The sequence below is a fragment of the Bradyrhizobium sp. USDA 4341 genome (genome assembly GCF_054063755.1).
This window is the reverse complement of record NZ_JBSSGO010000002.1, coordinates 7811198-7835761: the sequence shown is the minus strand read 5'-3', so window position 1 is coordinate 7835761 and position 24564 is coordinate 7811198. Positions and strand designations below refer to the sequence as shown.

At 59.1% G+C, this 24564-nt stretch carries 15 protein-coding genes; 6 read left to right on the top strand and 9 right to left on the bottom strand.

From position 1 onward, the window contains the following. The first annotated feature begins 210 nt into the window (after positions 1-210). Complete coding sequence (locus ACVIGB_RS42905) at positions 211-1371, top strand: NEL-type E3 ubiquitin ligase domain-containing protein (protein WP_456724789.1); 1161 nt, start codon at positions 211-213, stop codon at positions 1369-1371. 671 nt (positions 1372-2042) lie between these two features. Here the strand turns inward: ACVIGB_RS42905 and ACVIGB_RS42900 are convergent. Beyond that, positions 2043-3083 (bottom strand): pectinesterase family protein, encoded by a 1041-nt coding sequence (locus ACVIGB_RS42900; protein WP_456724790.1) that lies wholly within the window; start codon positions 3081-3083, stop codon positions 2043-2045. A gap of 239 nt (positions 3084-3322) precedes the next feature. Further along, positions 3323-4621 (bottom strand): glycoside hydrolase family 28 protein, encoded by a 1299-nt coding sequence (locus tag ACVIGB_RS42895; protein ID WP_456724791.1) that lies wholly within the window; start codon positions 4619-4621, stop codon positions 3323-3325. 2371 nt (positions 4622-6992) lie between these two features. On the opposite strand from ACVIGB_RS42895, the gene ACVIGB_RS42890 reads away from it, so the two are divergent. Next, positions 6993-8450: an MATE family efflux transporter gene (locus tag ACVIGB_RS42890; RefSeq protein WP_456725293.1), complete on the top strand. Its 1458-nt coding sequence runs from the start codon at positions 6993-6995 to the stop codon at positions 8448-8450. 1228 nt (positions 8451-9678) lie between these two features. Here ACVIGB_RS42890 and ACVIGB_RS42885 read toward each other — a convergent pair. Beyond that, positions 9679-10485, bottom strand: a complete 807-nt coding sequence (locus tag ACVIGB_RS42885; protein WP_456724793.1) for a hypothetical protein — start codon at positions 10483-10485, stop codon at positions 9679-9681. Between the two features lie 1251 nt (positions 10486-11736). Here ACVIGB_RS42885 and ACVIGB_RS42880 point away from each other — a divergent pair. Then, complete coding sequence (locus ACVIGB_RS42880; protein ID WP_456724794.1) at positions 11737-13170, top strand: NEL-type E3 ubiquitin ligase domain-containing protein; 1434 nt, start codon at positions 11737-11739, stop codon at positions 13168-13170. Positions 13171-16390: 3220 nt separating this feature from the next. On the opposite strand, the gene ACVIGB_RS42875 is transcribed toward ACVIGB_RS42880, so the two are convergent. From ACVIGB_RS42875 to ACVIGB_RS42865, 3 genes are all read right to left on the bottom strand, one after another. Then, a complete protein-coding gene (locus tag ACVIGB_RS42875; RefSeq protein ID WP_456724796.1) occupies positions 16391-17362 on the bottom strand; it encodes a CobW family GTP-binding protein in 972 nt (323 codons plus the stop codon). A 586-nt stretch (positions 17363-17948) separates the two neighbouring features. Continuing rightward, entirely contained in the window at positions 17949-18614 is a 666-nt protein-coding gene (locus ACVIGB_RS42870) for a CarD family transcriptional regulator (RefSeq protein WP_456724797.1), read from the bottom strand. 1032 nt (positions 18615-19646) lie between these two features. After that, entirely contained in the window at positions 19647-21086 is a 1440-nt protein-coding gene (locus ACVIGB_RS42865; RefSeq protein WP_456725294.1) for an IS1182 family transposase, read from the bottom strand. A gap of 583 nt (positions 21087-21669) precedes the next feature. On the opposite strand from ACVIGB_RS42865, the gene ACVIGB_RS42860 reads away from it, so the two are divergent. Both ACVIGB_RS42860 and ACVIGB_RS42855 read left to right on the top strand, forming a co-directional pair. After that, positions 21670-22212, top strand: a complete 543-nt coding sequence (locus ACVIGB_RS42860; protein WP_456724798.1) for a hypothetical protein — start codon at positions 21670-21672, stop codon at positions 22210-22212. Continuing rightward, positions 22202-22651: a hypothetical protein gene (locus ACVIGB_RS42855; protein ID WP_456724799.1), complete on the top strand. Its 450-nt coding sequence runs from the start codon at positions 22202-22204 to the stop codon at positions 22649-22651. The genes ACVIGB_RS42860 and ACVIGB_RS42855 overlap by 11 nt, the downstream gene beginning before the upstream one ends. 74 nt (positions 22652-22725) lie before the next feature. On the opposite strand, the gene ACVIGB_RS42850 is transcribed toward ACVIGB_RS42855, so the two are convergent. Next, the gene (locus ACVIGB_RS42850; protein WP_456724800.1) at positions 22726-23214 is read right to left on the bottom strand and encodes a hypothetical protein; all 489 of its coding nucleotides are present in this window, start codon (positions 23212-23214) and stop codon (positions 22726-22728) included. Between the two features lie 290 nt (positions 23215-23504). On the opposite strand from ACVIGB_RS42850, the gene ACVIGB_RS42845 reads away from it, so the two are divergent. After that, a complete protein-coding gene (locus ACVIGB_RS42845) occupies positions 23505-23648 on the top strand; it encodes a hypothetical protein (protein ID WP_456724801.1) in 144 nt (47 codons plus the stop codon). Here ACVIGB_RS42845 and ACVIGB_RS42840 read toward each other — a convergent pair. Beyond that, positions 23645-24070: a hypothetical protein gene (locus ACVIGB_RS42840; protein ID WP_456724802.1), complete on the bottom strand. Its 426-nt coding sequence runs from the start codon at positions 24068-24070 to the stop codon at positions 23645-23647. The two genes, ACVIGB_RS42845 and ACVIGB_RS42840, sit on opposite strands and share 4 nt — an antisense overlap. Positions 24071-24154: 84 nt before the next feature. Further along, positions 24155-24427, bottom strand: coding sequence for a hypothetical protein (locus ACVIGB_RS42835; protein WP_456749312.1), 273 nt, complete (start codon positions 24425-24427; stop codon positions 24155-24157). Between the last annotated feature and the right edge of the window lie 137 nt (positions 24428-24564).

The following is a 24564-nucleotide window of genomic DNA, read 5'->3' as shown; positions in this document are numbered from 1 at the left end:
CGCGAGCTCCAACCGGCTGACGAGCTTGCCTGAGGTCCTACCGGCTGCGCTGGAGTTTTTCGACCTCAGCCACAATCAATTGTTAGATTTGCCCGAGGTCCTCCCTGCTTCGCTCCGGTTTCTCTACGCCAGCCACAATCAGTTGACGAATCTGCCGGAGGTCCTTCCACGCTCGAGTATCTCGACGTCAGCGGAAACCAACTCACGCGTTTGCCGGAGGTCCTCCCTGCTTCACTGGAGTTTCTCGATGTCAGCCAAAACCAGTTGACGAGTTTGCCCGAGGACCTGCTGACGCAGATTGGCGCTGATGGCGGGATAATTCTGACTGAAAATCCCTTGCCCGAGCAGGTGCTCGCGAATCTGGATACAGTCCTTAGCGCCAACGGCTACGTCGGTCCGACCGTCTACCTTTCGCGCGATGACGAGAGTGAGTCGTCCGGGACGGACGATGAGCGGGCCGATGCTCTCATCGAAAAGGTAGCAGACTGGCTCCGCGGCAATCCACAGGAGGCTGATCGAGAGGTGCTGGCAACTTGGCAGAGCCTGGCTGAAGAGCCGGGCGCCCGGGAATACACGCTCTTTCTTGGCAAACTGTTCGACTCCGTGAACTCTGGTAATGAAGAATTCCGCCAGTCGGTCGCCAATGATCTGAGGCAGGCGGCGAAAGACCCGCAATTGTGCAAGCGCTACTTCCAGCTGGCCCTGGACGCCAACCAGAGCTGCGAGGATCGCAGAACTTTGACTTGGAACGGCATGCAGACCGCACGGCTCATCGCAGACGTCGAGAACGGCGCCTATAACAACAAGGCCCGGCTTCCCGATCTCATTGATCTCGGGCGGGTCATGTTCCGCCTGGACGCGCTGGAAAGAATTGCGCGCGAGAAGGTTCGCTCGCTAGGCTCGGGCAATAACGTCGAAGACATCGACGCCATTGAGATCTTTCTTGCTTATCAAAATAAGCTCCGCGAGCGACTGCGATTACAACACGTTGCGCCGAACATGCGCTTCTTTGAAGTCTCCGGCGTCACCGACGTTGACGTTGATAGCGCAGAGACATCCGTGCGGGACAGGGAGGCGGCCGAATTCGCCGACTATTTGGCGGTGGACTGGCAACCTTGGGACGACGTTGTGCGTCACATCGCCCCCAAACACCATGCCATGGCGCACGACGAGCTCATTGCTGCAATGGGGACGGAGTTCGCCAGCCGGCTGCAGCAACAGCTCACCGACAAAGGTTTGATCGGGGTCGAAGCTGACCTTGTCGAGGATGCCAAGCGAGAGTTGGGTGCCGCAGTTCGTAGGGAAATCGCCCGTGAGATCAAGGGCGCTCTAAGAGACAAGGTGCTCAATGATCACTGCCTCAAACTGTAAATCGGCTTTTGCTGCAGGAAGCTGCTAATTCCTGTTGCAGTTTCCCTCTGGTGCGGGGTCGGTCGCCGAGAGAATTCGCTTGATGCGCAGCGAGTGCAGCGCAACGCCGATCTAAGCACCGGCGTTGCTCGCCTCATCCCATCGGTGTTTCCCTAAAACGACGATGGCCGATCTCGCGATGATGCGGATGTCCTCGGCTGCTATCGAGGGCCGCATGGATAGAGCGAATTGCCGAAATCACAGAGAAGATACGCGCGTTTGTATGGCTCCGGAGCCAGGATGAAAGAACGTCGGACTCCACCGTAGTTGCACTGCGTATCGGCTGATCGAGCCGACCGCTACTGGCTGAGCTACGAGGGCCCTGAACATCACCGGCCGAACGAAGATAGCCGAAAAGCATCAGCCACTTCGTTGTCCGCAGATCTGCGCAAGGAGCTGAACAAGCAAATCAGCCATTACCGAGCTATGACAACGGCGCTGACGTGACGGTCCGTAGCGCTTGCCGACACTGATCCGCCAAAGGGAACAAGATGATCTGCGAGCTGGAGCGGGCGCACGTGGGCGGCCCGCGAACCGATGAGATCGTCGCGCCGGCCCCTTCCATCGGTTTGACTCCGGCACCGGTTGGGTTGCTGTACAAGACTCTCCATGACAATCAGGCTCTCCTCCCGTCATTCATCCGAAGATCGCCGTCGAAGCTGTCCGCCCTGAACGCTGCTCTGTGTTCCACCGTGATGGTTCGTTGGCAGCCAATCTGTGGCGCCTCCGAAGAACACGCTCAGCGACCAGCTTGCAGCTTCGCCATCTGTCAGTTGATGGGAGTGAGGCTCGCGGCCTGAGGGGTTGGCCCCGACGCCGAAGGATCTGTATTCAGCATAGTAGCTTGTCCTCAACGTATTGGTCTTACCAGGCGTCCATTCGCGCCACCCTTCCGCGATCACGGGGGCATCTATCTCCGCCGACAAGAAGACCACCGTGGCGTAAGGGCGCCAAGGGCGGCCGAGTGCGATGTAGCCCGCAACAGGGTCGGCAGTTAGCCTGCAATGATCAAAAACATAGCCACTGTCCTCATCCGGCGCTGCCTTGCTCTGAGCGGTATAGATGACCGCTTGATTGGCGATGCCGTGCAACTCACATTGCCGGAACCAGGCCTTGGCGTTGCCGAATATAAAATCGACATGCCCCTCGATGTAGCACTTCGAGAAGTATTGTCGTGACATTCGGCCGTTCGGTCCCTTGCCGGCAAACAGGGTGTCCTGGGCTCCGAGCAGGCGGACGCTCGTAATGACGTCCCGGTCTCCGGTAACTGACAGCGCTACTCCTTGCGAGGGGGGATTGGCCGGATTGAGGGCGTAGTCGTTCTGGATGGTCAGATTTTCGAGTCGGAAGTCATCGCCAGCGGCATCCAGTGTGGCCGAACGCGCGGTTCCTCCCGCATTGATCGCGCCGTCGCCATACACAATGACCGTATCCTCCGGTTTGCCGCCAGTCCCCACGATATGAATACCGGATTTGGAGGTTTTGACCTTCTCGCGATAGGTCCCCGGCGCGATCCGAATTTCCCCGCCTTGCGCCGGCAACGCGTCGATGGCTTCCTGCACGGAGCGATAGTCCGCGTTTGCGGCATGCGACACCGATATTGCCTCGGCGTATGCTGCCGGGATGCAGAAACATCCAGCCAGAAGCGCGGCGGACGTCAGGAACATTCGCATTTGATCTTCCCCTTGGTGGCGTTTGCGGCGCGTCCGATGCAGTCGATGTAACCCGCCGCCGTGCTATAGCCTCGCGGATGGTCGATACTTTCATCGCCGAACCAGAATCTGCGCGTAACTCTCGCGATGTCAGCCCTTGCCGCGCAACGGGCGCGGGCCATCAGGCTCACCTTCCGCAATCTCGTCAGTTCAAGCCTATCGATGCGGGCTCTCCCCTGCCGGCGCCGGAGTCGGAGCGCCTAGCGGTTAGCGTCTCGGAATGCCCTAGAACAAGTGTCCGATCCGCGCGACAACGTCTCTGCAGCTTGCCCCGGCAGCGGCGGCGACACGTCAGAGTGATCGGCGGTCACCTTTGCATGTTCGAGCTGCCAGATCGCGGAACTGGCAAATCGGACATCCTCGAGTTTCACGTCAAGGACATGCCGCTCGTCTACGCCGCGCATCACCAGTGCGCCATCGTCGCCACGCACATGGCGCAGAACAATCTGCCGATAGACCGGAATCCTCGAACCCTGCGCGCGCGGATCGTATTTCGCATCGAACGCCAGCGGCCAGCGGTTGCCCCTCAGGCACACGTTTTCATAAGTCACGCGCTCGACCAGGCCACCTCGACTGACATCGCTCTTGATGCGCAGACCAGACGTCGTTCCATCCAGCGTCAGATTACGCACCAGTATGTCGCTGGCCCCGGAATTCACCTCGCTGCCGATCGACATGCCGTGCCCCCAGCCGAAATAGTTATCAATGATGGAGATATGGCTGCTTGAGCCATTATCGCCGGCCTTGATAGCGACGTTGTCGTCTCCCGTTCGGATGAAGCTGCGGGTGATGGTCACATCCTGGCTCGCGCCAGGGTCGATACCGTCGGTATTGCGGGCGTCCGCCGGGGCATCGATCGTGAGGCCCCAAAAAGTGGCACCTTCGACCCGGTTCATCGCGATATGAAAATTGGGTGCATTGCGCAAGGTGACACCCGTGAACGTGATGTCTTGCGCATGATCGATCTGGATCAAGCGCGGGGCGTTTTGGTTGCCGCCCTCGACTTGGGCACGGCGGGCCAGTTGCCACCAGGTTTCGGCGCTCCCGACCATGGTTGCACCGCCCTGACCATCGATGATGCCGTCCCCGTAGATACCGCCGCCACGGGTTTTGGAAAAGCTGATGAACGGCCGGCAACCATCGCCCTTGCCTGAGATGCGACCACACTGTCCGCGGCCCTTATCGTAAGCAGCTGGTTGGGGGATGGCGATGAGCTTGGCGCCTCGTCCGATCCATAACGTCACGCCCGATTTCATTTCGAGCGGACCCGACCGGAACTCGCCCCGCCCTAAATATACGGCGGCCCCCGACGGACATTGGTCGATGGCATCTTGCAAGGTGACCGTATCTTGCTTGCCGGACGGCACGGGCCGGTCGCACACCGTCTGTGGTGCAATAGGTTCGGTAACGATGCGACGATCTTGCGCGTTGGCGGCCGGACAGAGAATGATGCAGGCAATGATGGATAACAGACTGCATGCTCGAAAAGGCTGTGTCATCGACCTCGTCTCTTTGCCGCGTGGATCGATGCGGCCTAACTGTCTTGCGCACGCGAACCGATCCGCCGCGGCTCGCCTCACTCGCCGCGCAAGATGACATTTATAAGACGCAGAGGCTGCATAGAGTTTTACGCGCTCGCAGCAGCATTGCTGCAAGGGGCGGTGAACGGCCCGGCAAGGGGGCACGCGATTTCGCCGATCAGCTCATAGCTGAGAGAGGCTTGCGCGCGGGTCACACCTGCGGCTTAGGTAGGAAGACTTACAAAATCAGCCTGCAATCCGCCATCGACGTCTTCAGTCATGAACTGAGAGCTGACCACGTGCCGACAGGGAACATACTCTGCGCTACAAATGCATCTTCATCTAAAGCTCCAGGAGTACTGTGCGCGAAAAGCAATCCAGTTGAGCCATGGCGATCGAAGCAAAGCCGGCTGAAAGCCAAGGTGATACGCTCGATAACGGCTAGACGTGCCGTGGGTCGCCGCAAATTAAATCGGCCGCCAGAGCAAACTCAGGGCTCTGCGGCGATCCCTCGTTTGGTCTAATAGTCGCTTGGCAAGCGGCGGGGCGGTTGATGCATGGCTGGGGATGCCGGCTCATCGTCAAGCAATCGCCGAAGCTCTCCTGGTGGCATCTGCTCTTCGTTGAATATGAACCCATCTGGATCCGCAGAGACCGGCAAATTGCCGACTGACCGATTTATACCAATCGACGCGGGGTCATCATCCAGCAGCCCGCGGAGCTCGCCTGGTGAGAACGGCATGTATTCGAAGTCGATACTGTCGGAACCGGCGACAAGGTTCGGCGACCGGCCGGTGAACTGGTCCGCTCTGCTGGTTGCGGGCGCATCATCGAGCAGTCGACCAAGTTCCGGAGAACGCGGCAGGGAAGGGAAATTGAAGACATCTGGATCGATCGGGACTGCGAATTGATCCGGTACAGACGGCATCGGGTCAACGCGTCGAAATCATGCGAGTCCACGCACAAACCTCACCTCGAAGCCTATCCACGTTAGTTCGTATTCGTACAAGCTTTCGAGAAGCTGACGAAATCGCTGTTCGCATATGGCTTTCGACGTTCCTCGAACCCTCTTTTTAGCATCCGCGAGCTCAGGTGATTGCCATTATCAGCCCCTGCTCGAGGCCCCTGAGGAACATAGTCAAGCAACTCTCATCAACATCCAGGCGGAGCCAAATGAGGCTGGTCAGCTTCCCCGATCACGGGGGCGTGACCTGCCTTGATCTTGGCGAGCGATCACGGCCGATTAAGCACTCTGGCTTAGCTCTCTAACAAAGAGATTGAACACCTCCGCGTGAGCGCCCTATCCGGAAACATGGTGTCCCGTCGGAACCGCGGACGATACGTCCTCTGTCAGCGTGACCAATCAAAAGCGCGTCCGCCGGCCAAAGCACCGCGAACAACAAAAAACGAAGCCGATAGAAAAGCCGCATCTTGACATTCATTCGGCAGTCGTCGGTTCGCAACACAATAGATATTGAAGGCTTTGAGCCTCCGGGTTCACGAACGTCCGTTGCATTTAACGGTCCCAGGATCGACTCGTGAACGTGGCAGCCAGCGGGTCGACAGGATCATTGACGCTCTAAGATTTGCGCGGCCGCGCCTTACGCGCCGCAGTGTCTGCCGCAGATTTCTGCTGGCGTTCATCGGTTGGCGCCGACACTGATAGACAGTCAAGCCTCCGCTCAAGCTCCGCCAATTCTGCCTTACATTCGGCTATGACCGATTGGGCACGAAGCAACTTGACCCTGAGCTCGTCCCGTTGCCTGAATAATTGCTCAGGATCCCAATCATCCTGCATCAGCTCAATCATCTGCCAGAGAAGAGCTCAAGCCGGGCTCATTGGAGGGATTGGATGGTGACCGTTCGAAACGCGACCTGAAGGTAACAAATGTCGCCATGCAGGAGCGCGCGCTGTGGAGCGCACCTGCAGAGACTTCTGACATTAACCGATCCGGAGAGCTTCATCTGAAAACCCGAATGTGTTGCTCGAGAAACATCATGGCCGCATAATCTTCTCGCATCTTTCAAGCAACCCACATGCCAAATCCGCTTGAAAGTTTTCTATTGGGGAATGATGCGCCTCTCGCGGCATTCACTCGCTGCAAACGTTCTGTCGTTGCGGTTGAGACAAGCGGCGTCTGAAGCGAGACAGTCGACGTCGCAAGCACAACGCTCATAACAGCGACTGCTTTCCTTGCCGGCCAAACGCTCTCACCATTTTTGAGCGGGGCGTCATCGATTGAGAATATGCTATCAGCAATGAGAGTGCCGATGACGCGACCGTGATCGCGCGAATTTCGCATCAGCGGGTCAATTGGCTGAAGCGCGTAATCCGGAGCGGCGGCATTCGATGAGAAAGACTGGGGACGCCACGCACCGATCATCCTGGCCTCACCGATTGGCCAAATGGGGGGCTTGCCACCACCTCAGTGGCGAACTCGCCGCAACAGCGACACTCGCGACCCCGATCGCACTCACGCAGCTTGCACAGATCGCGATGATGGCGACGGATCTGGCCTGGATCGGCCACATCGGCACCGAGGCCCTCGCGGCTGCCGCGCTCGCCGGTATGATCTTATCGGTTGGCCTGACCTTCGCAGCCGGCGTGATCTCGGCAGTAGGGCCGCTCGCGGCGCAAGCACGTGGCGCGGCAAACCCAGCCCTAGTACGGAGCTCGCTGCGCATGGGGCTATGGATTGCACTCGTTCTATGGGCGCCGATCATGATTTTGCCGGTGCGAGGCGAACAAATCGTGCTTGCGCTTGGCCACGAGCCAGCTATCGCGCGCTTAGCTCAGCAATATCTGCTTGGGCTCACCTGGGGTATCTTGCCGGCGCTGTGGTTTTTGGCGATCCGCAGTTTCATGGCAGCGGTCGATCGCCCGGCGCCGGCCTTGTGGATCACGCTCGCGGCCATTCCGACCAACGCACTGCTGGCCTATCTGTTGATCACCGGCAAATTCGGCCTGCCGCAGCTTGACTTGTTCGGAGCCGGCCTTGCGACGAGCCTGGTGAACAGTGGGACTTTTCTGGCCGGTATTTGGTTCGTTACATGCTGTCGTCCTTTTCGCGACTACCAGGTGCTCCGATATCTTTGGCGGTTCGATTGGCCATTGATGCGGGAGTTCCTCGTGGTCGGCACGCCGATTTCGGTCGCGATTTTCATGGAATCGGGTCTTTTCTCTGCGACGGCGCTCCTGATGGGTGCGATCAGCACTACAGCGGTTGCCGCCCATCAGATCGCATTCCAAGTTGCAGCCGCCCTGTTCATGATCCCGTTTTGCATCGGAATGGCGGTGAGCGTGCGCATCGGACACGCACTCGGCCGCAACGATGTATCAGGTATCAGACGGGCTGGTTTTGCCGCCATGCTGCTTGGAGTCCTGATCGCGGCGATCGCTACGATTGCGGTGGTCGGCACGCGCTTTGAAGTCGCCGAGCTGTTCGTCGACCAGTCGGCCAGCAATGCGGACGCCACGATCAAGCTGACTGCAGCTCTCATCCTTGTCGGAGCGAGCTTCTTCATTACTGATGCACTTCAGAGCATTGCAGCCGGTGGCCTGCGCGGCTTAGGGGACACCCGCGTGCCGCTGTTTTTCGCAGGCATCGCTTACTGGCTGATCGGTCTTTCCGTCAGCTACGTGCTCGGCTTGAAAACTGGCCTCGGTGCCATTGGTATCTGGATCGGCTTGTCCATCGGCAAAGCCGTTTACGCAGCCCTCCTCGTGATACGTTTGCGTCTTTTAGCGAACAGACCTCCCGTAGCAGCCATGAGCCAGGCTTCAGCTCGAGCGGTGGGCCAACCATGAGCCGAAGCTCCAGCGCGACCAGAAAATGCGCGTGAAGAACAGGCTCTGCAATCTGGGGAGCGCCATGGGGCGGTTCCTCATTCTCTTCGGATACGGGCAGCTCACTCTTACCCTGCCCTGTGGTCAAGTTGGCTTCAGGGATCAGAGCCCGGCAAACCTTGCTCCTGAACGTAGAGGAGCCCGAGCTGGATACGGGGCCCTCGAGGACCTCGATGGAGGAGAGGCTCCGGACCCTATGGCGTCGGCGGCTGAGGCCCAGCCGAGGAGACCCAATCGTCAATGTCAGCTGCAATTTCCGCGGTGCGGGCTCGCCTCAGCAGACTATCCCGCTCCGCGCCTTCTGGCATGCTCGCCGCCATTTCCACAAGATCCCTTGCAAACGCAGCCAGGCGGTCCTGCAGCGATATTGTTTGCCTCACATGATTTCGCTTTTTCTTCACTGAGGCGCTCATCGTTTCAAGCGTCGTCGCTCTGCGGATCTTCGAGCAAGATAACTTCCCACGACACTTTTACCATGCCAACCTAAGTTTAGTTGCGATAACTCTACAACGGTTCGCGTGCAGCAAAGCAGATAGTGGGTTTCTCAGCAGGCGCTTGCGGTCGACGAAAATCCATCCGCGGCGAATGCGATGCGCCGCTGCCTCCGCGGCATTGAGGACACCCGGGCCGCACATCGCGCGATCTAATGTGCTGGCGCTGGTGATTGCAGCAACCCGTCCACGAAAACCAAATACAAGGATCGGTACGCCACTTTTTGTGGCCGGGCGGAAGGCTCCGTCAGCTTCTCGCAAGCTTGCCGGCGTAGCTGTTCTGCCACCATCTGCGGAGTGAGGTGAGCGTGGACAATCCTTTCCCATCCAGTCCGGCAGCTTTGATGCAGGTGCAACGGGCCGCCGCGGAACATCGTGAGGCGGGCGAGGCGTCGCGGGAGGCCTTCGAGCGGCAATTGGCAAACGCCGGCGAGCCTCACGAGGCGACCGAGGCTGTACGCTAGACCCCGCCACCCGAGCCGCCTGCGAATATCCAAAGCGTCATCGAGCGCGCGGTCCCAGGCAGAGCGGACGCGCCGGACTCTAAGCCAACGCACTGCGCGGGGATATACTGGCGCACTTTTCAAACTGCAATGAGATCTGAGGTCCGTGGCAAAACGATTGCTGCACTGGACCACGACGCTCTGGTAGCGCGCGCTGCCAAGTTCATGGCGCGTGACAAAGCAATGGGTCCTGCGTTAACAGCGCTTCATAGGTATCGCAATCCCAATGCACCTGACGGGACGCGCGATGAGTATTCTCATCCGAAGGGGAGTCGTGGCGACAGAATTGACGATCTCACCGTCGGCGCGAGCGACGGTCCACCCGACGATCGGATCGCGCAATCGATCGAGGCGATTGCCATCTGCCGCCGCGAAGTTGACGACCTCCGTCACTTCGGCGGCCGAAATCCGTCCGAAGCGCTGCTCGATTTCGGAGACGTCGACTGCGGAATCCGAACCCTTCATGTCGAGCAGACGAAGCATGTCGAGGAACGATACCGGCGGACAGATCGACAGCGAGTTCGTGTCGAAGCCTAAGATGTCATTCTTCAATATCGCTCCATCGGTCTCTTCGGGCACTTCATCGAAGACCTTGACCGCAGCCGCCATTGGGAGTGCCTGCCCCCTCCCCAAAACTCGGAAGGTCTCAACGAGCAGTTGAAAACGATCCCGCGGATTCTTCATGTCGCGCCCATAGCGCCACAGGAATCGACGAAGAGGAGTAACCTCGCCAGCACTCGCGTCGTCGGTAGCAGCGTCGACCCATTCGGGCCTAGCGCCCCCGTCACCAGTTTCAGGAAACGCTACTTGAACGTCGTACCTTGCACTGCGCCGAGGACGAGCTCCAAGCTGGGCGGTTCGGAACGAAAACTCCATCCGCAAGCGTGGCCATTGTTGCGACCATACGGCGACGATCGCCGTTTCGAGTGCCTCTGCTCCGGCGCTGGCGCTCAGAAACGTCGGCAAGTGCGCATAGTACGGACCGATGATCTCCGAGACCAAGTCCTCGCGGGATCCACGCGGCGGCGGGGAAGTTACCTCGGTCCTCCAATCCGGCGTCAGCGGTTGCGAATAGAAGCTTCGGTTCACATGCCGAGGGTCCTGGAATAACGAAAAGAAAACCGACATGTCGGCTTGTGTGGACTCCGGAGATGCCGCGACCCGGTTGCGTTTGGAGCCATGTTCTATTGCTGGACGAGTGAAGCTCCGCTTTCCAGCACGCCGGAACCCAAGATTGACTGTTTGAGCGGTTCTAGTCCGTGCCACGATCGAGTGGAAATACCGTTCGCAGATGGAAGCATAGTGAATGCATATGGACAGCAACTCCGGGCCGAACGGAAGACCGCGCAAGCAAGGAGTAAGGCGATGACACGGCCGACAACGCCGACGCGGCTGACCACTCGCTCGCAAGTGGTCGAAACAGAGAGCGTCTCAGAAAGCGTCATAGACGGACATCAAAAGGAGCAGTCAGCTTCCAACCAGCAAAACGGTTGAAGGTGACCTGCCTTCTGAGTATTTCGTCGGACGGAGTTATGGTCCCGCCTGAGCAGCATTCTCGAGTCCGAAGCTGCGAATTTTCGAATTGAAATATTTGCGCAGCTGCGCGACAGCGCAGGATCCCCACCGCGCGAACGAAGAGTGGCTTGTCAACAGCTTCATGGCGGATAACCTGACGCTCGTCAGCTTATCGACAGCTGGACTTGCTAGCATGCGAACGTCTCGATCCAGCCGATAGAGCTGCCTAATCGGCTGAGTCCAAACATGTCATGGAGTTCAATGAATACAGAACGGGCCCGGCCTCGCGCAGGCATAGCTTCCGAATCCGAAAGCGCCGAGCCAACGTCTGGGGCCGCCGGGCAGTCCCCCTCATGCCTGACCCTGTGGGCGTCAGCCTTGACTCGGTGGGCCACTGGAGCGGCCGCCGCCGACCTCGTCTCGTCGCAGGACCGCGTCCTGGCGAGCTGGGCAGCGGAAGAGGGGCAGGGCGAAAACGAGAATCGGCAAGAGGGGGTCAACCGGACGAGGGCATGGCGGGACGAGGGTGATGTCAGAGGCGAGCTGAATCTTTCGTCATTGTCCCTGACCGCTTTGCCAGCCTCACTCCCGCCCAGGCTCCGGACCCTCATCGTTATCGGCAACCAGTTGAGCAGCCTGCCGGCCCAGCTTCCGGGCGGACTCCGAGACCTCTACGCCTCTGACAACAGGCTGACCGGTCTGCCTGCCCTCCCGCGGAGACTCCGGCATCTCCACCTCATGGCCAACTATCTGACGAGCCTGCCGGCAGAGTTGCCATCCAGGCTCCGCAGCTTGACGGTGGATGGCAACCAGCTGACCGATCTGCCCGCCCTTCCGGCAACGATCGAGGAGTTCTCCGCCTGCAATAACCAGTTGACCAGTCTGCCCGACCTTCCAGCCAGGCTCCGCCGCCTGGATGTCAGCGAAAATCAGCTGACGAGCCTGCCCGATCTTCCGGCCAGACTGCGATACCTGGACGCAAGCGACAACCAGCTGACAAGCCTGCCCGACATTCCGGCCAGACTTGGATACCTGGACGTCAGCGAAAATCAGCTGACCAATCTGCCAGAGACACTCCCCGTCGGGCTTGAAATGCTCGGCGCCAGTAACAACCAGCTGACCGGCCTGCCCGAGAGCCTGCTGACCCAGCTCGGCAGCGCGTCGAGCATCGACCTGCGGTCTAATCCGATACCGGCCCCGGTGCTGGCCGATTTGGCGTCAGCCACGCGTGGCGCGGATTATGCCGGCCCGCAGGTCTTCCTGTCGATGCCGCTACAACCGATGGAACATCAGCCGCCACTCCTGCACGAGGTTGTCGCGGACTGGCTCGCGGACGAGCCCGGCGCAGCGGACGCGTGGCAAGGCTTCGCCGAAGAGCCGGGTGCGCAGGACTTCGCACTCTTTCTCGAAAGGCTCGCTGGCACCGTGAACTATGGTCATCAGGCGTTCCGCAGCCAGGTGGCCGAGAATCTGCTCCAGGCCGCGATGAGGCCGCAGCTGCGCAAGCAGTATTTCGAGCTGGCCAATGGAGCGACTGCATCCTGCGAGGACCGCATCACTTTGACCTGGAACGGCATGCAGACCGCACGCCTGAACGCCGATGTCAAGGACGGGCTCTATGACAATCGGCTCGACCAACTGCTCCAACACGGCCGTGTCATGTTTCGTTTGGAGGCGCTTGACGACATCGCACGCGAGACGGTCAGCTCGCTCCGTCGTGCCGACCCGCAGGCCAATATCGACGAGATCGAGGTCTATCTTGCCTATCAGACCCAGCTACGGGATCGGCTTGAACTGCGCCACATCGCCCCCGATATGCGCTTCTTGAATCTCGCTGAGGTCACGGCGGACGACGTTGCCAGGGCTGAGACGTCGGTGCGGCAACAGGAAGCGACGGGTTTTGCGGAGTTTCTCGCAACGCGCTGGGAGCCCTGGGATGCGGCGGTGAGGCGGATCGCCCCCGATGATCATGCCGCGGCGCGGGACCGGATTGCCGATGCGCTCGAAGATGAGTTTCCGGCGCGCTTGAACGAGCGACTCGCGGAGCATGGCCTGACGGATGATGTCGATGCCCAGCGGGTGGTCGGAGCCCAGATCCTCAGCGAAATCGCTCACGAGATCAAAGGCGAGCTGATGCATAAGGTTCTCCGGGAGCACGGCCTCGAGCCCTGATCGATGCTGCCCTGCAGTCTCGTTTGGTCGTTACGGGACGAGCGATTGTTCAGGTTGAATGGATGCGTGCAGTTGCCGTCTGCTGACTACATCCAACCACTTCGGCGTGTTGTTCGCTCGCCGGCCGTATCCAGGAAACCCGCAATTCTCAACTTGTAAGCGATGCCAGAGTTAAAGGCTGTGCCAGGTCACGACTGGCATAGCCTGGGTCGAACTTGATCACGCGCAGGATACTTCGGCAGCGCGCCAATGCCGCTTCATGATCCGCTCACGTCGTAGCCGATGTCGCTCCCCGCCACCGGGATGAGACTTCATCTGAATCCCGTCTGTGAGCGCGATCCGAGCGCGCTGGCGGATCGAGAGTGGAGAACGCCTTGCCGAATCTCCGTCCCCATCGGCGCACATAGCTCACACAATGCCCAGCGCCGCAGACCGCAAGAATGATGATACGATGAAGATGCTGCCGGATGCTGACCATCCGGTAGGGCGTCGCGCGGCTCACCTTCAGAATGTCGACGATCCGAAGTCACTTCGGCGCGCTCGGCTCGACACCAGGCCTGAGGGAGGCCGATGACGCAGGCATGACGGAATAGATCAGAGCCAATTTCGCCCCGCCCGAGCGCGAGCAGCTACGCTGCGCTTCGTCAGCTTTTCGAAAGCTTGCTCTGCTAGGATGTTTGCTCAGGTGATCTTGGACATGAGGCCACGTGGACCCGCACAATTGTGACCCATCCAATGTAACAGTTTGGTCGCAGGTGCAGCATGCCACCTCGTAAGAGCAGCAAGAGGGGTCGGCGAGGCAACAGGCGTTTGAGCCGTCCTTGGCGACGGCGCTCCCAGCCAGCACCGGTACCTGACCTCATTAGTCTGAAGAAGAACCGGCGCCGAATTGATGACGCGACGAATAATGCGGCGGCTCGGAATCATTAAAAGGGGCACATTAAAGCAGTACCACCGAACTTCGCCGATCGCGGGCATGTTCTCCGCTTTCGCGGCATCAAGCGTTTGATCCGCTCAATCAGCAATCCTATCGCTCACCTCAACGAATTCCAATAGCCGAAGGATGAAGGCGCCGTTGAGCAATCTTCGCGTTTGCTGCGAGCCCGCCGCTCGCCGTGCGATTCCGCCCAGGGGCCCCCTCAGAGGACGACGAGAGTTTCATTGAAATGATGACGCGTGCCAATCGGCGCAGCGAGGCCGCCCTTGACCCGTATCGCCCTGCTCTTCGTAGATTCTCAGAGGCGCTTCTTTTAGAGGGCCAGACGATATCTGGACTGGACCATGATGCGCGGGTTAAGTCCGCTCGGAGGCTGTTCCCGCACGACAAGACTCTCATCTCCGCGCTGAATTTGTTTCGTGCTGCGGAGCTCTGCGCTAAATTTGGCTCGTGATGCGGAGCGCGCCTTCCGGTCCAGGCGCTTCGAGCGGGTAGCTGAGCATTGCAACCTTGGCGGAGCTGTCGTCCATAGTCATTTGCACGGATTCGGTTGGGTTGGGCGACACGGCACGTGACCACTTATGGCATTCAAGAGCATGTCGCTCTGATGGAGATTCGCTATTTCCGTGGCGTTGGCAATCAACCCTCCGTCCGACCTAGCCGGGGGCGATCGGCTCGCTCCGTCCGAAATCAGATGACGGACGATATCCAGGTACGGCGCATCGGCGCCGACGAAGTGGATAAGCGTTTGGAGCGTCTCGCCGGCATCCTCGTTGACTGCGTCGCCCAGGCGACTCGGTCAGCTTTCTGCCACCGCTAACTCGACGACGTGTGCTGGTGTACTGGTGTAGCGTCGCGGACGCGGTCATTTGCAATGGATGCGTGTTACTAGCTGCGGAAGATAGCGCAGGTCAGCGACCCAGATGGTACCTGCCGCGTCTGAGAACCAATTGCATAGCGCTCGAGTCGTCAAAGTCTTGGTTGAAAGAATTGCACGCCGTCGCGGCATCGGGCACCGGCTAATCTCGGCTGTCTGCGCGTTAGCACGAAAGGAGGGAAAGACGTGTTGACGCTCAGCACTACCACAGGTTCTGCTGCCGAGCGTCTTTACGCCAGCGAGGGATGGCAGCGGGTGGGTATCATACCGGGTGTGTGCTCGCCCCTGACGGAACATATCGCTCGGCGACCTTCTTTTATAAGCATCTCTGATACTGCGTAGCTGGGTTCGCGCTTGCAATTCACAGACAGAATCTGTCCGGTCCCGTCCTGATAAATCATCATCGTCGGGAAGCATCACCGACATTGCAGCCTTTGTTCTATGGTTTGTGAACAACGACGACTTGGGCTCTTGAGATAAGAATCAAACGGATCAGACGGTGGATCATTCAACTGCCGCACGGCCTGTCATGACAATGCCGAGCCGACGATCGACAAAGTAACGTCGATTTTCCGCTCTGGTGCTCATTCAACGTCCATAGCGCAGGGCGCCGCGGAGCTTGAAGCAATCCCTGCCATTGCGCTTGACATACTGACCCAGCCCCTAATGACCTCGTCTTGAGGCCTCAAGATAGTGGGTATGTCGCCGCAATTTCAATATGGGAGGCGAAGGCGATTAGCGAATCGTGAACGAGCTGTACGAAGCCGTCGGATTATTTTGCTGCTCGGGCAGCCGTTGGATGAAGTGTGCGAGCCAGGTGAACACCCGCCATAAACTTTCGTATCGTTACGCGCCCCCCTTGAGGTGCCCAATTTTTACCAAGGTTCAATTGAGTCGCTGATCACGATCCTCTTAGCTGCATGTGCGGCTGGCCACAGCGACATCTCATTCGTCTTCGCCGGCGTCGTCAACTGATAGTCAGTCAGGAGGTCGCGAATTCTATTTTTCGTCGGAATGGCGGCCTTTGCCGAGACGTGGATAGAGATACTGATGGAGCCATTCGAGCTTGCGTGGTGCGAGTTCGAATACCAACGGGCTCTCAGATGCCTTGAAGAGAGGGAGAACAAGGCGGACGACGTCTGGTCCCAGAGCGTGGAGATTCGGCCGTTCTGATCCGTCATGCGGGAGGACCTTTGGGCCAAACACTCTATGACAGCGTACGGCCACGCACGCCACGAGCGGCGATACAGCGATCGAAAGCTCGCTCAAAGAATTAAAGAGTTCAACACGATCCCTTCTCTGTAGTTTCTGAATGCACGCCGCGCCGCGCTCGCAGCTCGATAAGCCCTTTGTTTACAGTTCCTTCTCGCATAGCTTCTCGCGACCACCCAAGCCCCAGTTCCTGGTCAAGCGCGGCAGGCCGCAAAGCCTTGCCTCAGAATATCCACTGGTAGATCGCGGCCGATGAAGACAAGCCGGCTTTGGGGCGCTTCGTTCTTCTTCCATGCGCGCTGACTGCCGCCCTCGATCAGCATGTGGACGCCCTGCACGACAAACCGCCGGTCATCATCAGCCATTGCGATAATGCCCTTCATGCGCAGGATGTCCGTGCCGTAACGCTGAGTGGTGTCCTGAATCCACGAGACGAACCTGGCGGGATCCATTGGCTCGTCGGCGACCAGTGACAGGCTGGCAATCTCGTCGTCGTGCTCGTGGGCATGCTCCTCGATGAGGAATCCCGGCTCGACTTCGAGGATACGATTGAGATTGAAGGCGTCTCGCCCCAGCACCTTGGCGAGCTCGAGGTTGCAACGCTCTGTTCGGTGGATCGTCGCGTAGGGGTTGATCTTGCGGATGCGGCGTTCGACCGTGGCCAGGCCGCTCTCGTTAACGAGATCGACCTTGTTGAGGAGAACGACGTCGGCAAACGCGAGTTGCTCTTGGGCTTCCGGGGCCCGATCGATCTGTTCGAGAAGATGTTTGGCGTCGGTGACCGCGATGATGGCATCAAGCTTGGTCTTGCGGCGGACTTCATCGTCGACAAAGAATGTTTGTGCCACCGGCGCGGGATCTGCGAGCCCCGTGGTCTCCACCACGATGCCGTCGAACGCGCCGCTACGCCGCATCAGCCCTGCGATGATACGAATAAGATCGCCGCGAACGGTGCAGCAGATGCACCCATTGTTCATTTCGAAGATTTTCTCGTCGGCATCGACGATGAGATCGTTGTCGATGCCGACCTCGCCGAATTCGTTGACGATCACGGCAAACCGCTTGCCGTGGGTCTCGGTGAGAATGCGGTTGAGAAGCGTGGTTTTCCCCGAGCCGAGATAGCCGGTGAGGACCGTGACGGGAATCTGCGTCGTAGTTTCAGGCATGGGGCGAGTCCTTGCGTCAGTGACGGGCCCGCGTGAGGACCTGCCATAATATGTAATGTTATAACATTACATTAACGACGACGAAAGCGCAACATCGTTTGGCGCGCAGTGGAATGCCCGGCTCGGTCAACTTCTGTCACCTGCGCGGATCAAGAGGCTGGCTCCTTTTGGGTCTTGATCGACGGTAGAGGCTCCCCGTGGAGCTTTGCCCCTGAGTGAGAGTGGGGCCGGTCCGCGAGCAGCGTCCCCTTGAGGAAACTACCACCCCCACCCCATTAGCCGGTCAATGCGCTCCCGGCCTGGATGCCTCAGAGGACACCAAGCATGTCGTGGGCGAAATCGCCGGCTTGCGATACTCAAGTTGGCTGGCTTGGAACCCGCGCCTTGGTAATGATGACCACGCCACCGCGGCGGCGGATGCTCTCGGCCTCCGTTCCACCTGGAGTCAACGCGCAATTTAACGACTTTGGCTATTATCGGTAGCCCGCTAGCCCAACCGCGATCTGCTCTGCTCTCTGGTAGCGCAGCGTCCGAATTGGAACATCCGCGCGACTCGCCAGAGGCGTCCCGATCTCCGCAGACTGCTCTAGGCGCTTCGCCTTGCCTCAGTCATCAGACTTTCAAGCTCTCTGACCGCCGCCGCTTCGGTGACGCCGTCGACAACGGCAATCTCTCCCGATAGACGCTCGAGTGCAGACGCATAAAGCTGTCGTTCGCTGTAGCTTTGGCTGGAATTGAACTCCGGCCGATAGAGATCGCGCATCGCTTCTGCGATGGCGAGAATATCTCCCGACTTGATCTTGCTCTCGTATTCCTGCGCGAGCCGGGACCAATTACCTCGCGCTCTGCGAGGCGCTTGACTGAGGATACTTCGCGCGCGCTGGATGGCTGCCGGATCGGAAAGCTCGCGCATCCCGACGCTTGCCGCTTTTCTTGTAGGAACTCGTAGCGTCATTTTGCTCTTCGCGAAATAGACGACAAAGAACTCAAGCTGAGCTCCTGCCACCGCCTGTTCCTCGATCGCGACAATCTGGCCGACGCCGTGAGCCGGGTACACGATCAGATCAGTTGCCTTGAATCCGAAGCGCGTCTCGATGCAACGGCTCCCACTCGTTTGATCGACGGAGGCCACCGGTATGGAATGCGCAGAATTCAAACAATTGGACTGCGATTGACTGCTAAAATTCATCTCGCGATTTGCCCCGCGGCTCGAGGAATTGGCGCCATTGCCATTTCCCGCTGTGATCAGCACGTCAGAACGAAAATGCTGGACTTCATTGATTGCAGTCCCTCACCAATAGGCCGCGAGCACGAGCGTCGCCACGAGAAATACGGTCAACTGACATTCCCTTTGATGGCTGTGGTTTCTTGGCAACTTGTTCCCTATCGAGGAATCAACGAAGCTCATTTCGGTCAAAAGAGCGACGCCCGGTGGCGGCTTCAGAAATCTGCTACGGGCAACAACTCTTGCTCCGCAAGACTTTTAGAAAAATGAAGGGCCAGTCTAGCTAGACGCCCGCCTCGAGCGGCGCCTGTTACTTGCAGCCGCGGCAAATCGTAAGTTTGGCCTTTAGCTTGTCATCGTCCCCGGGATCGACCGATTGGTGCGCAGAGACACGCTCTGATTCTTGATCGAGCGCGGGATGCTTTGCCCGGTGCGACCTGACGGGTCGCGTCGCCCGGCTTGACGTGTCGTCGTCGATGCGGACGGTAAAACCATCGTAATCGGGAACAGGTCTAGCCGACGGCGGCGACCTGTCGATCACTCGTGCCTGCGAAACGCTGTCGGGCTTTAACGGCGCGTGCTCGACAGTTGAAGATCGTGGGGCAGCAGACCGTGGCGGATAATCTTTAGCGGCTCGGGGCACCGAACTCTTGGCGGTGGCCGTCGGCGGCCAGACGCTGTTGGTTGCGGCCGTAGATGTCGTTCGCTCATTCGACGGCGGTGGCGCAATCGAAAGCGGAGGAGAAAGCGAGATCTGACATCTCGCGCTGTCTTGTGCCACTAACAAACCAATAACAAACAGTGTTGCGTTCCTCATTACCCGTCCTACAAATCACCTGGAATGAAAACATTGATCACGCGACTCCGATCGCCACGCTTCGGCAAAAACTTCCATGTCTGAACATGGCGATCAAAATTGACGAAAGTGGGGAGCTGTGGGCGGACTACACCCGTGCTTCGGCCCACCCTCGCTACTCACCGGAATGTCTACTTTGGGTCTTGGTCGTGTAAAAACGGCCTTAGGGATGTCAGTCTTGGAAGCCAGGACCCAGGTGTGTCTCAGGCCACGATCGCAGTGATCAACGGCCTGACCCCGACGATGTTGATGACCCGTGTCAGATTATAGGCCAGGACCGAGAGAGCCATCCCGGCGGCTACTTTTGGAAGCGTTTTGGTGAGGAAGTGTGTCGCCCCCATGCGGGCTTTCATCGTGCCGAACGGATGCTCAACTGTCTCCCGTCGCTGCCGCATGGCCTGTGGGTTATTGTCGAGGCGCCTCTGCACCTCTTCCAGAACGTGCTCATGCTCCCAGCGCGTAATCCGCCGCTCCTTGCCGGTCGTGCAGCTGGCTTTGAGTGCGCAGTCACGGCACGCATTGGTCCAATAGCGCCGTAGCTGCTGCCCGGCCTCCTCGTTGGTGTAGTGGTAGATCAGCTTTTCGCCAGCCGGGCAGCGATAGGCATCCTCGTCGCTGAGATAGACAAAGTCCTGTTTGCCAAAGCGACCCCGTGCCTCAAGACCTGATGTCATCGGCTTGGGAAGCGTCACCGCAATTCCAGCTTTGTCGCAGGCAAGGATTTCTTCGCCGCTATAATAGCCCCGATCAGCAACGGCTTCGAGTTTTTCGACGCCGAGGACATCCTTTGCACGAGACGCCATGTTGGCGAGTTGCGCCCGGTCCGAGCCGGTGTTCGTCACCTCATGCGCGATGATCAGGTGATGGTCGGTATCGACCGCGACCTGCACATTGTAGCCGACGACGCCGGACCCGCGCCCGCTGGTTGCCATCGAACGGCTGTCGGAATCGGTCAGGGAGATTTGCTGATCGGGTGACGCAAGCATCTGCTTCTCGTAGACAGCAAGCTTGCCCATTTCCTCCTTCAGCTTCGTTAGCTTCTCGGTGAGCCTTGTTACCTTCGCAGCCAGCGCCTCCGTCGGCTCCTGCCGGTCGGCGGTGTCGAGCTGGCTCAGATAGCGCGCGACGCTCTCCTCGAGTTGAGCGCGTCGCCGCTCCACCTTCGCCCGGGTGAAGTTCCTGTCCCGGTTGTTCACCGCTTTGAACTTGCTGCCATCGATGGCGACGCTCGACTTCGCAAGAAGCCCCATCTCACGGCAGAGCTCGACGAAGCGCGCGCATACCTTGCGCAGCGCCAGGCCATTGTCTTTGCGGAAGTCCGCGATCGTCTTGTGATCAGGTGCGAGCCGACCCAGCAGCCACATGACCTCGACATTGCGTCCGGCCTCGCGTTCGAGCCGCCGGCTCGACTGCACCCGGTTCAGATAGCCGTAAATGTAGAGCTTCAGGAGAACCGAGGGATGGTACGACGGCCGACCGGTGGCCGCCGGCTCTACCCCCTCAAAGCCCATCTCGACCAAATCGAGCGCGCCGACAAACACATCGATCACGCGAACAGGGTTGCTCTCGTCAATGAAATCATCAAGGCATTCCGGCAGCAGCGTCCACTGCCCGCGATCCGCCTCCTCAACGAAGCGACCCATCAAGTTCTCCCGAGAATCACGAGAGAATCATAACAGCGGCACCGCGTTTTCACACAGCCAGGGTCGAAAGCCGCTGATAGCGACCGAACTACTCGCGACGTCAATGTTCTCTACGACGGGCGCTTTCGATCAAAGCCTTCGACCCGCCGGCGAACGGCACGAGCAGATTCCTACGACTTAGCCCAAGTGCGCTTTTTGTTTTTATTTCCGAACATTTTGCGTGCGAACCAGCAAGACCGGTCGACGGGAAACGCTCGTAGACTTTCGCCCCCCACCCTGGTCCAGCGAACGGTCATCCGACTTCAGCCGCATCAACCCACCTAACTCCTCTAACATCTCGAACTCTTGCGATCACGAGGCCCTCGAATGTTCGGTGGTGAAGGTTTGTTACGGAGGACATAGCCGAGCAATCCCAACGCTTTCGCGCCGAGATGCTTCCCACGTCCTCAGCGATCATGCTCGGCGGAGCCAGGCCCGTCGCTATCGGACCCCGTGCATGCGATGGTGCTGCACAGGTCGCGTCTACTTGCGGCGATCGTCATCTCGCCGGCAGCCGCCCTCACGCTGGAGGCCGGGCTTTGCTTTGGCTGCATCCCACGGTAGGCGATTAATATGCGCCGCCGCCGTTATCCGGTGGAGCAAAGAGGACGACGCCGATCCCACCTACGCGGTCGAGAAGCTGATCGCAGCCGGCCGGGCGCGGGCGGCCCTGCACTTCATCGGCTATCACCTGCATGACGGACGGAAGTTCGCCTCCGATCTGCTTACGAGAGCGTTGTTTGAGGCCGTACGGCAGCCGGTCGAGGGCGAGCTGGACATGAACGACAGGACGATGTTCCAGCACTACGCCCAGGAGATTTTCAAGCGGCTGGACGAGGCAGATGACGTGTCCACCAAGACGCTCGCGCAACTCGAATGGCAATACTTGCCGATGTTCGAGCACTCGCCGCGCAAGACGAAGGCGATCATGTCAGAACTCGCGATCAACCCTGATCTCTTCGTCCAATTGATCACGGCGATCTTTCGGCCCAGCCAGGATAGCGGCGTGGTCGATCCGTCGAGAACGAGGAGCAGGCCCGCACTATTGCGAACCAGGCTTATCGGCTGCTGCGGCTGTGGGATGTGATCCCGGCACGGCCGCCGATGGATCGATCGATGGCGCCAAGCTCGAGGCGTGGATTAAGGAGGCGCGCAAGCTCGCCCACGCCAAGGGCCGCGGTCTGGTCGTGGATCAGAAGATCGGCGAGCTGCTCTCAGCCTCCAAGATTGACGCAGACGGCATCTGGCCCGCCGCGCCAGTCCGCGAGGTGATCGAGGCGATCCGCAGCCGCGATCTGGAAACGGGGGTGATGATCGGGAAATCCAACCGCCGTGGCGTGACCTCACGAGCGTACGGTGACGACGGTGATCAGGAACGCCAGTTGGCGAAGCAATACCGGGACTGGTCCGAGGCTACGGCCTTTGACTGGCCGCGCACCTCGGGAATCTTGGAAAACCTTGCCAAGAACTATGACCACCAGGCGAAGGCGCACGACGAGGATGCGGAACGCCTGGACTGGCGATGAACATAGGTGCCGACGCAACGGATTGATTGAGGATAACGTGCAGGAAGTCTCTGCCGAGCCCGACGGCAGAGACTTCATGTAAAGGAAGGCCCCATTGCAAAGAGGCCTTCTATTAACGTAAGTACCGCACACAGCCTTTGCATGCTTTGCGGCTTAAGCCCGCGCCTCTCGCGCTCGGCCAGAGCTTTCGCGAGCCTGTCGCGCTCTTTCTCTACGGCACCGAGCGCTTCGGAGACAGCAAGCTTCTGAATAACCGCGCTGGCCTCAAGCCTGGATTTCAGATCCTGGATTTCGGCATCCTTGGCGGCCGTAGTCTTTTGCAGATCGTGGCTGACGTTGGCTTTAGCCAATTCCACAGCGTTCTGCTTTTCGCGCTCGGCCAATTCCAGCCGCTCGGGCAGCTGTCTTTCAAAATCGCCGTCACCGACTTGCTTCAGTATTTTCCGCGTAACCGGACTCGTCGATCTTGAACGCCTTGTCACATGGGACAGATGATCTCGTACATGTTTCCTGTCGAAGGTTCGAGGCGGCAGATGCTGTCCTTCCGAAATCTCAATCACCAAGTCAAAGCCTGCCGGCCTCCTCGGCGGGCGCAGGAGGAACGCAGCAGCTCTCTATGATTCATGAGAGAACATTGCGGTTTTAGGGGTCAAGTTCCCCGCATCTGCTGCTCGGCAATCCACCGTTTTTGCTTTCGGAGACAGCGGGAAGCACGGGAAAGCGACTCGCAAGGCTCAAGAAGGAAAGCGGGTTACGGATGGACGACGGGTCCGCGCCGGACAGACCGGCCTTGTCGCAGCGGCACCCCAAATGCCGGCGGCCAAACTCGCCATCCATCAGGCTTTCATGGACGATGCTTGAGAAGTCGCTGCACGGCATAGGTCTCGATCACTCGGCCGGCACTCAGGCGCTGCGATGCGCCGACCTGGCGGCGCAGCACTTCGCGTTTTTCGAGAACAAACTCCGTAAGAGGGCCCTCGGCGGCGGCGATTTCTAGCCCTCCTCGAAGCCCTCGTGCTTGGTAAAATAAGCCAGCGCCGCTTCGGGCCTCACTTCGCCGGGGACCGACCATTCATCTTTCTGTGCTGGGTCGAACAGCGGGGTCGCTCGTTGCAGGCTGTACCAATGCACGCGATCCGACCCGTCGTTGACAGGCACCCGGGTGAGTATCTCCAGCGCCTCTTCGAGGCTCTTTCGGGCTGCCGTGAGACGTTCGATGTCGGCGGCGGTCTCGTCAATTCTGCCGGCAGGCGTTGTTTGACCGCTGCGCCTTTTTCCCGAGCGCAACATTTCCAACTGCCGATCAATCAGCTTGATGCTGTCGAGATAACCCAGGGCCGTTTCCAGGATAACGATGACGGGCCCCGGGGATTTCGCGTTCGCCGGCTTCCCATCTGCGCACGGTGCGGCCATCTTCAACCCGCACGATTTTGGCCAAGGCGTCTGCACTTAGTCTAAGCGCACCCCTTGCAGCCTTCAAAGCCTCCGGTGTTCTGACGAGGGTCATAAAATCATCCTAGGTCCAATGGACCTAGCAAATTCAGGGCCATTGGCCCTAAAACACGAGTGCCCCAAGCTGATTTTTTGCCCCGCCAAAGCGGCAAATAAACCGGCAAAACCAGCAGCTAAAACCTTTATATAGCTATTGATATTGTTATATATTTCGACGGCAAAGAAAGCGGCAAAAATGGACGCATCAGCAATGGAACCGCTCCTCCCGGAGGAATCGGCGGGAGCTTGAAGACCTAGCCACGGATTCTGGTGCCGACGCTTCACCAGCGCCCTCACGGACGCTGCCGCACGGCTCGGGGCCGATGTGGGACGCTACCCCTTCATCGTAATGGAGTCTCACCATCTATTTCTTGCCGGTCTCCCGGCGCACACTCAGTCAGACTAGGGCGTCGCGCAGATTG

Coding starts and splice junctions, on each gene's coding strand:
- ACVIGB_RS42900 (WP_456724790.1), bottom strand. CDS start 3,083: ATGCGAATGTTCCTGACGTCCGCCGCGCTTCTGGCTGGATGTTTCTGC.
- ACVIGB_RS42895 (WP_456724791.1), bottom strand. CDS start 4,621: ATGACACAGCCTTTTCGAGCATGCAGTCTGTTATCCATCATTGCCTGC.
- ACVIGB_RS42890 (WP_456725293.1), top strand. CDS start 6,993: ATGAGAAAGACTGGGGACGCCACGCACCGATCATCCTGGCCTCACCGA.
- ACVIGB_RS42880 (WP_456724794.1), top strand. CDS start 11,737: ATGGCCAACTATCTGACGAGCCTGCCGGCAGAGTTGCCATCCAGGCTC.
- ACVIGB_RS42875 (WP_456724796.1), bottom strand. CDS start 17,362: ATGCCTGAAACTACGACGCAGATTCCCGTCACGGTCCTCACCGGCTAT.
- ACVIGB_RS42865 (WP_456725294.1), bottom strand. CDS start 21,086: ATGGGTCGCTTCGTTGAGGAGGCGGATCGCGGGCAGTGGACGCTGCTG.
- ACVIGB_RS42845 (WP_456724801.1), top strand. CDS start 23,505: ATGCTTGAGAAGTCGCTGCACGGCATAGGTCTCGATCACTCGGCCGGC.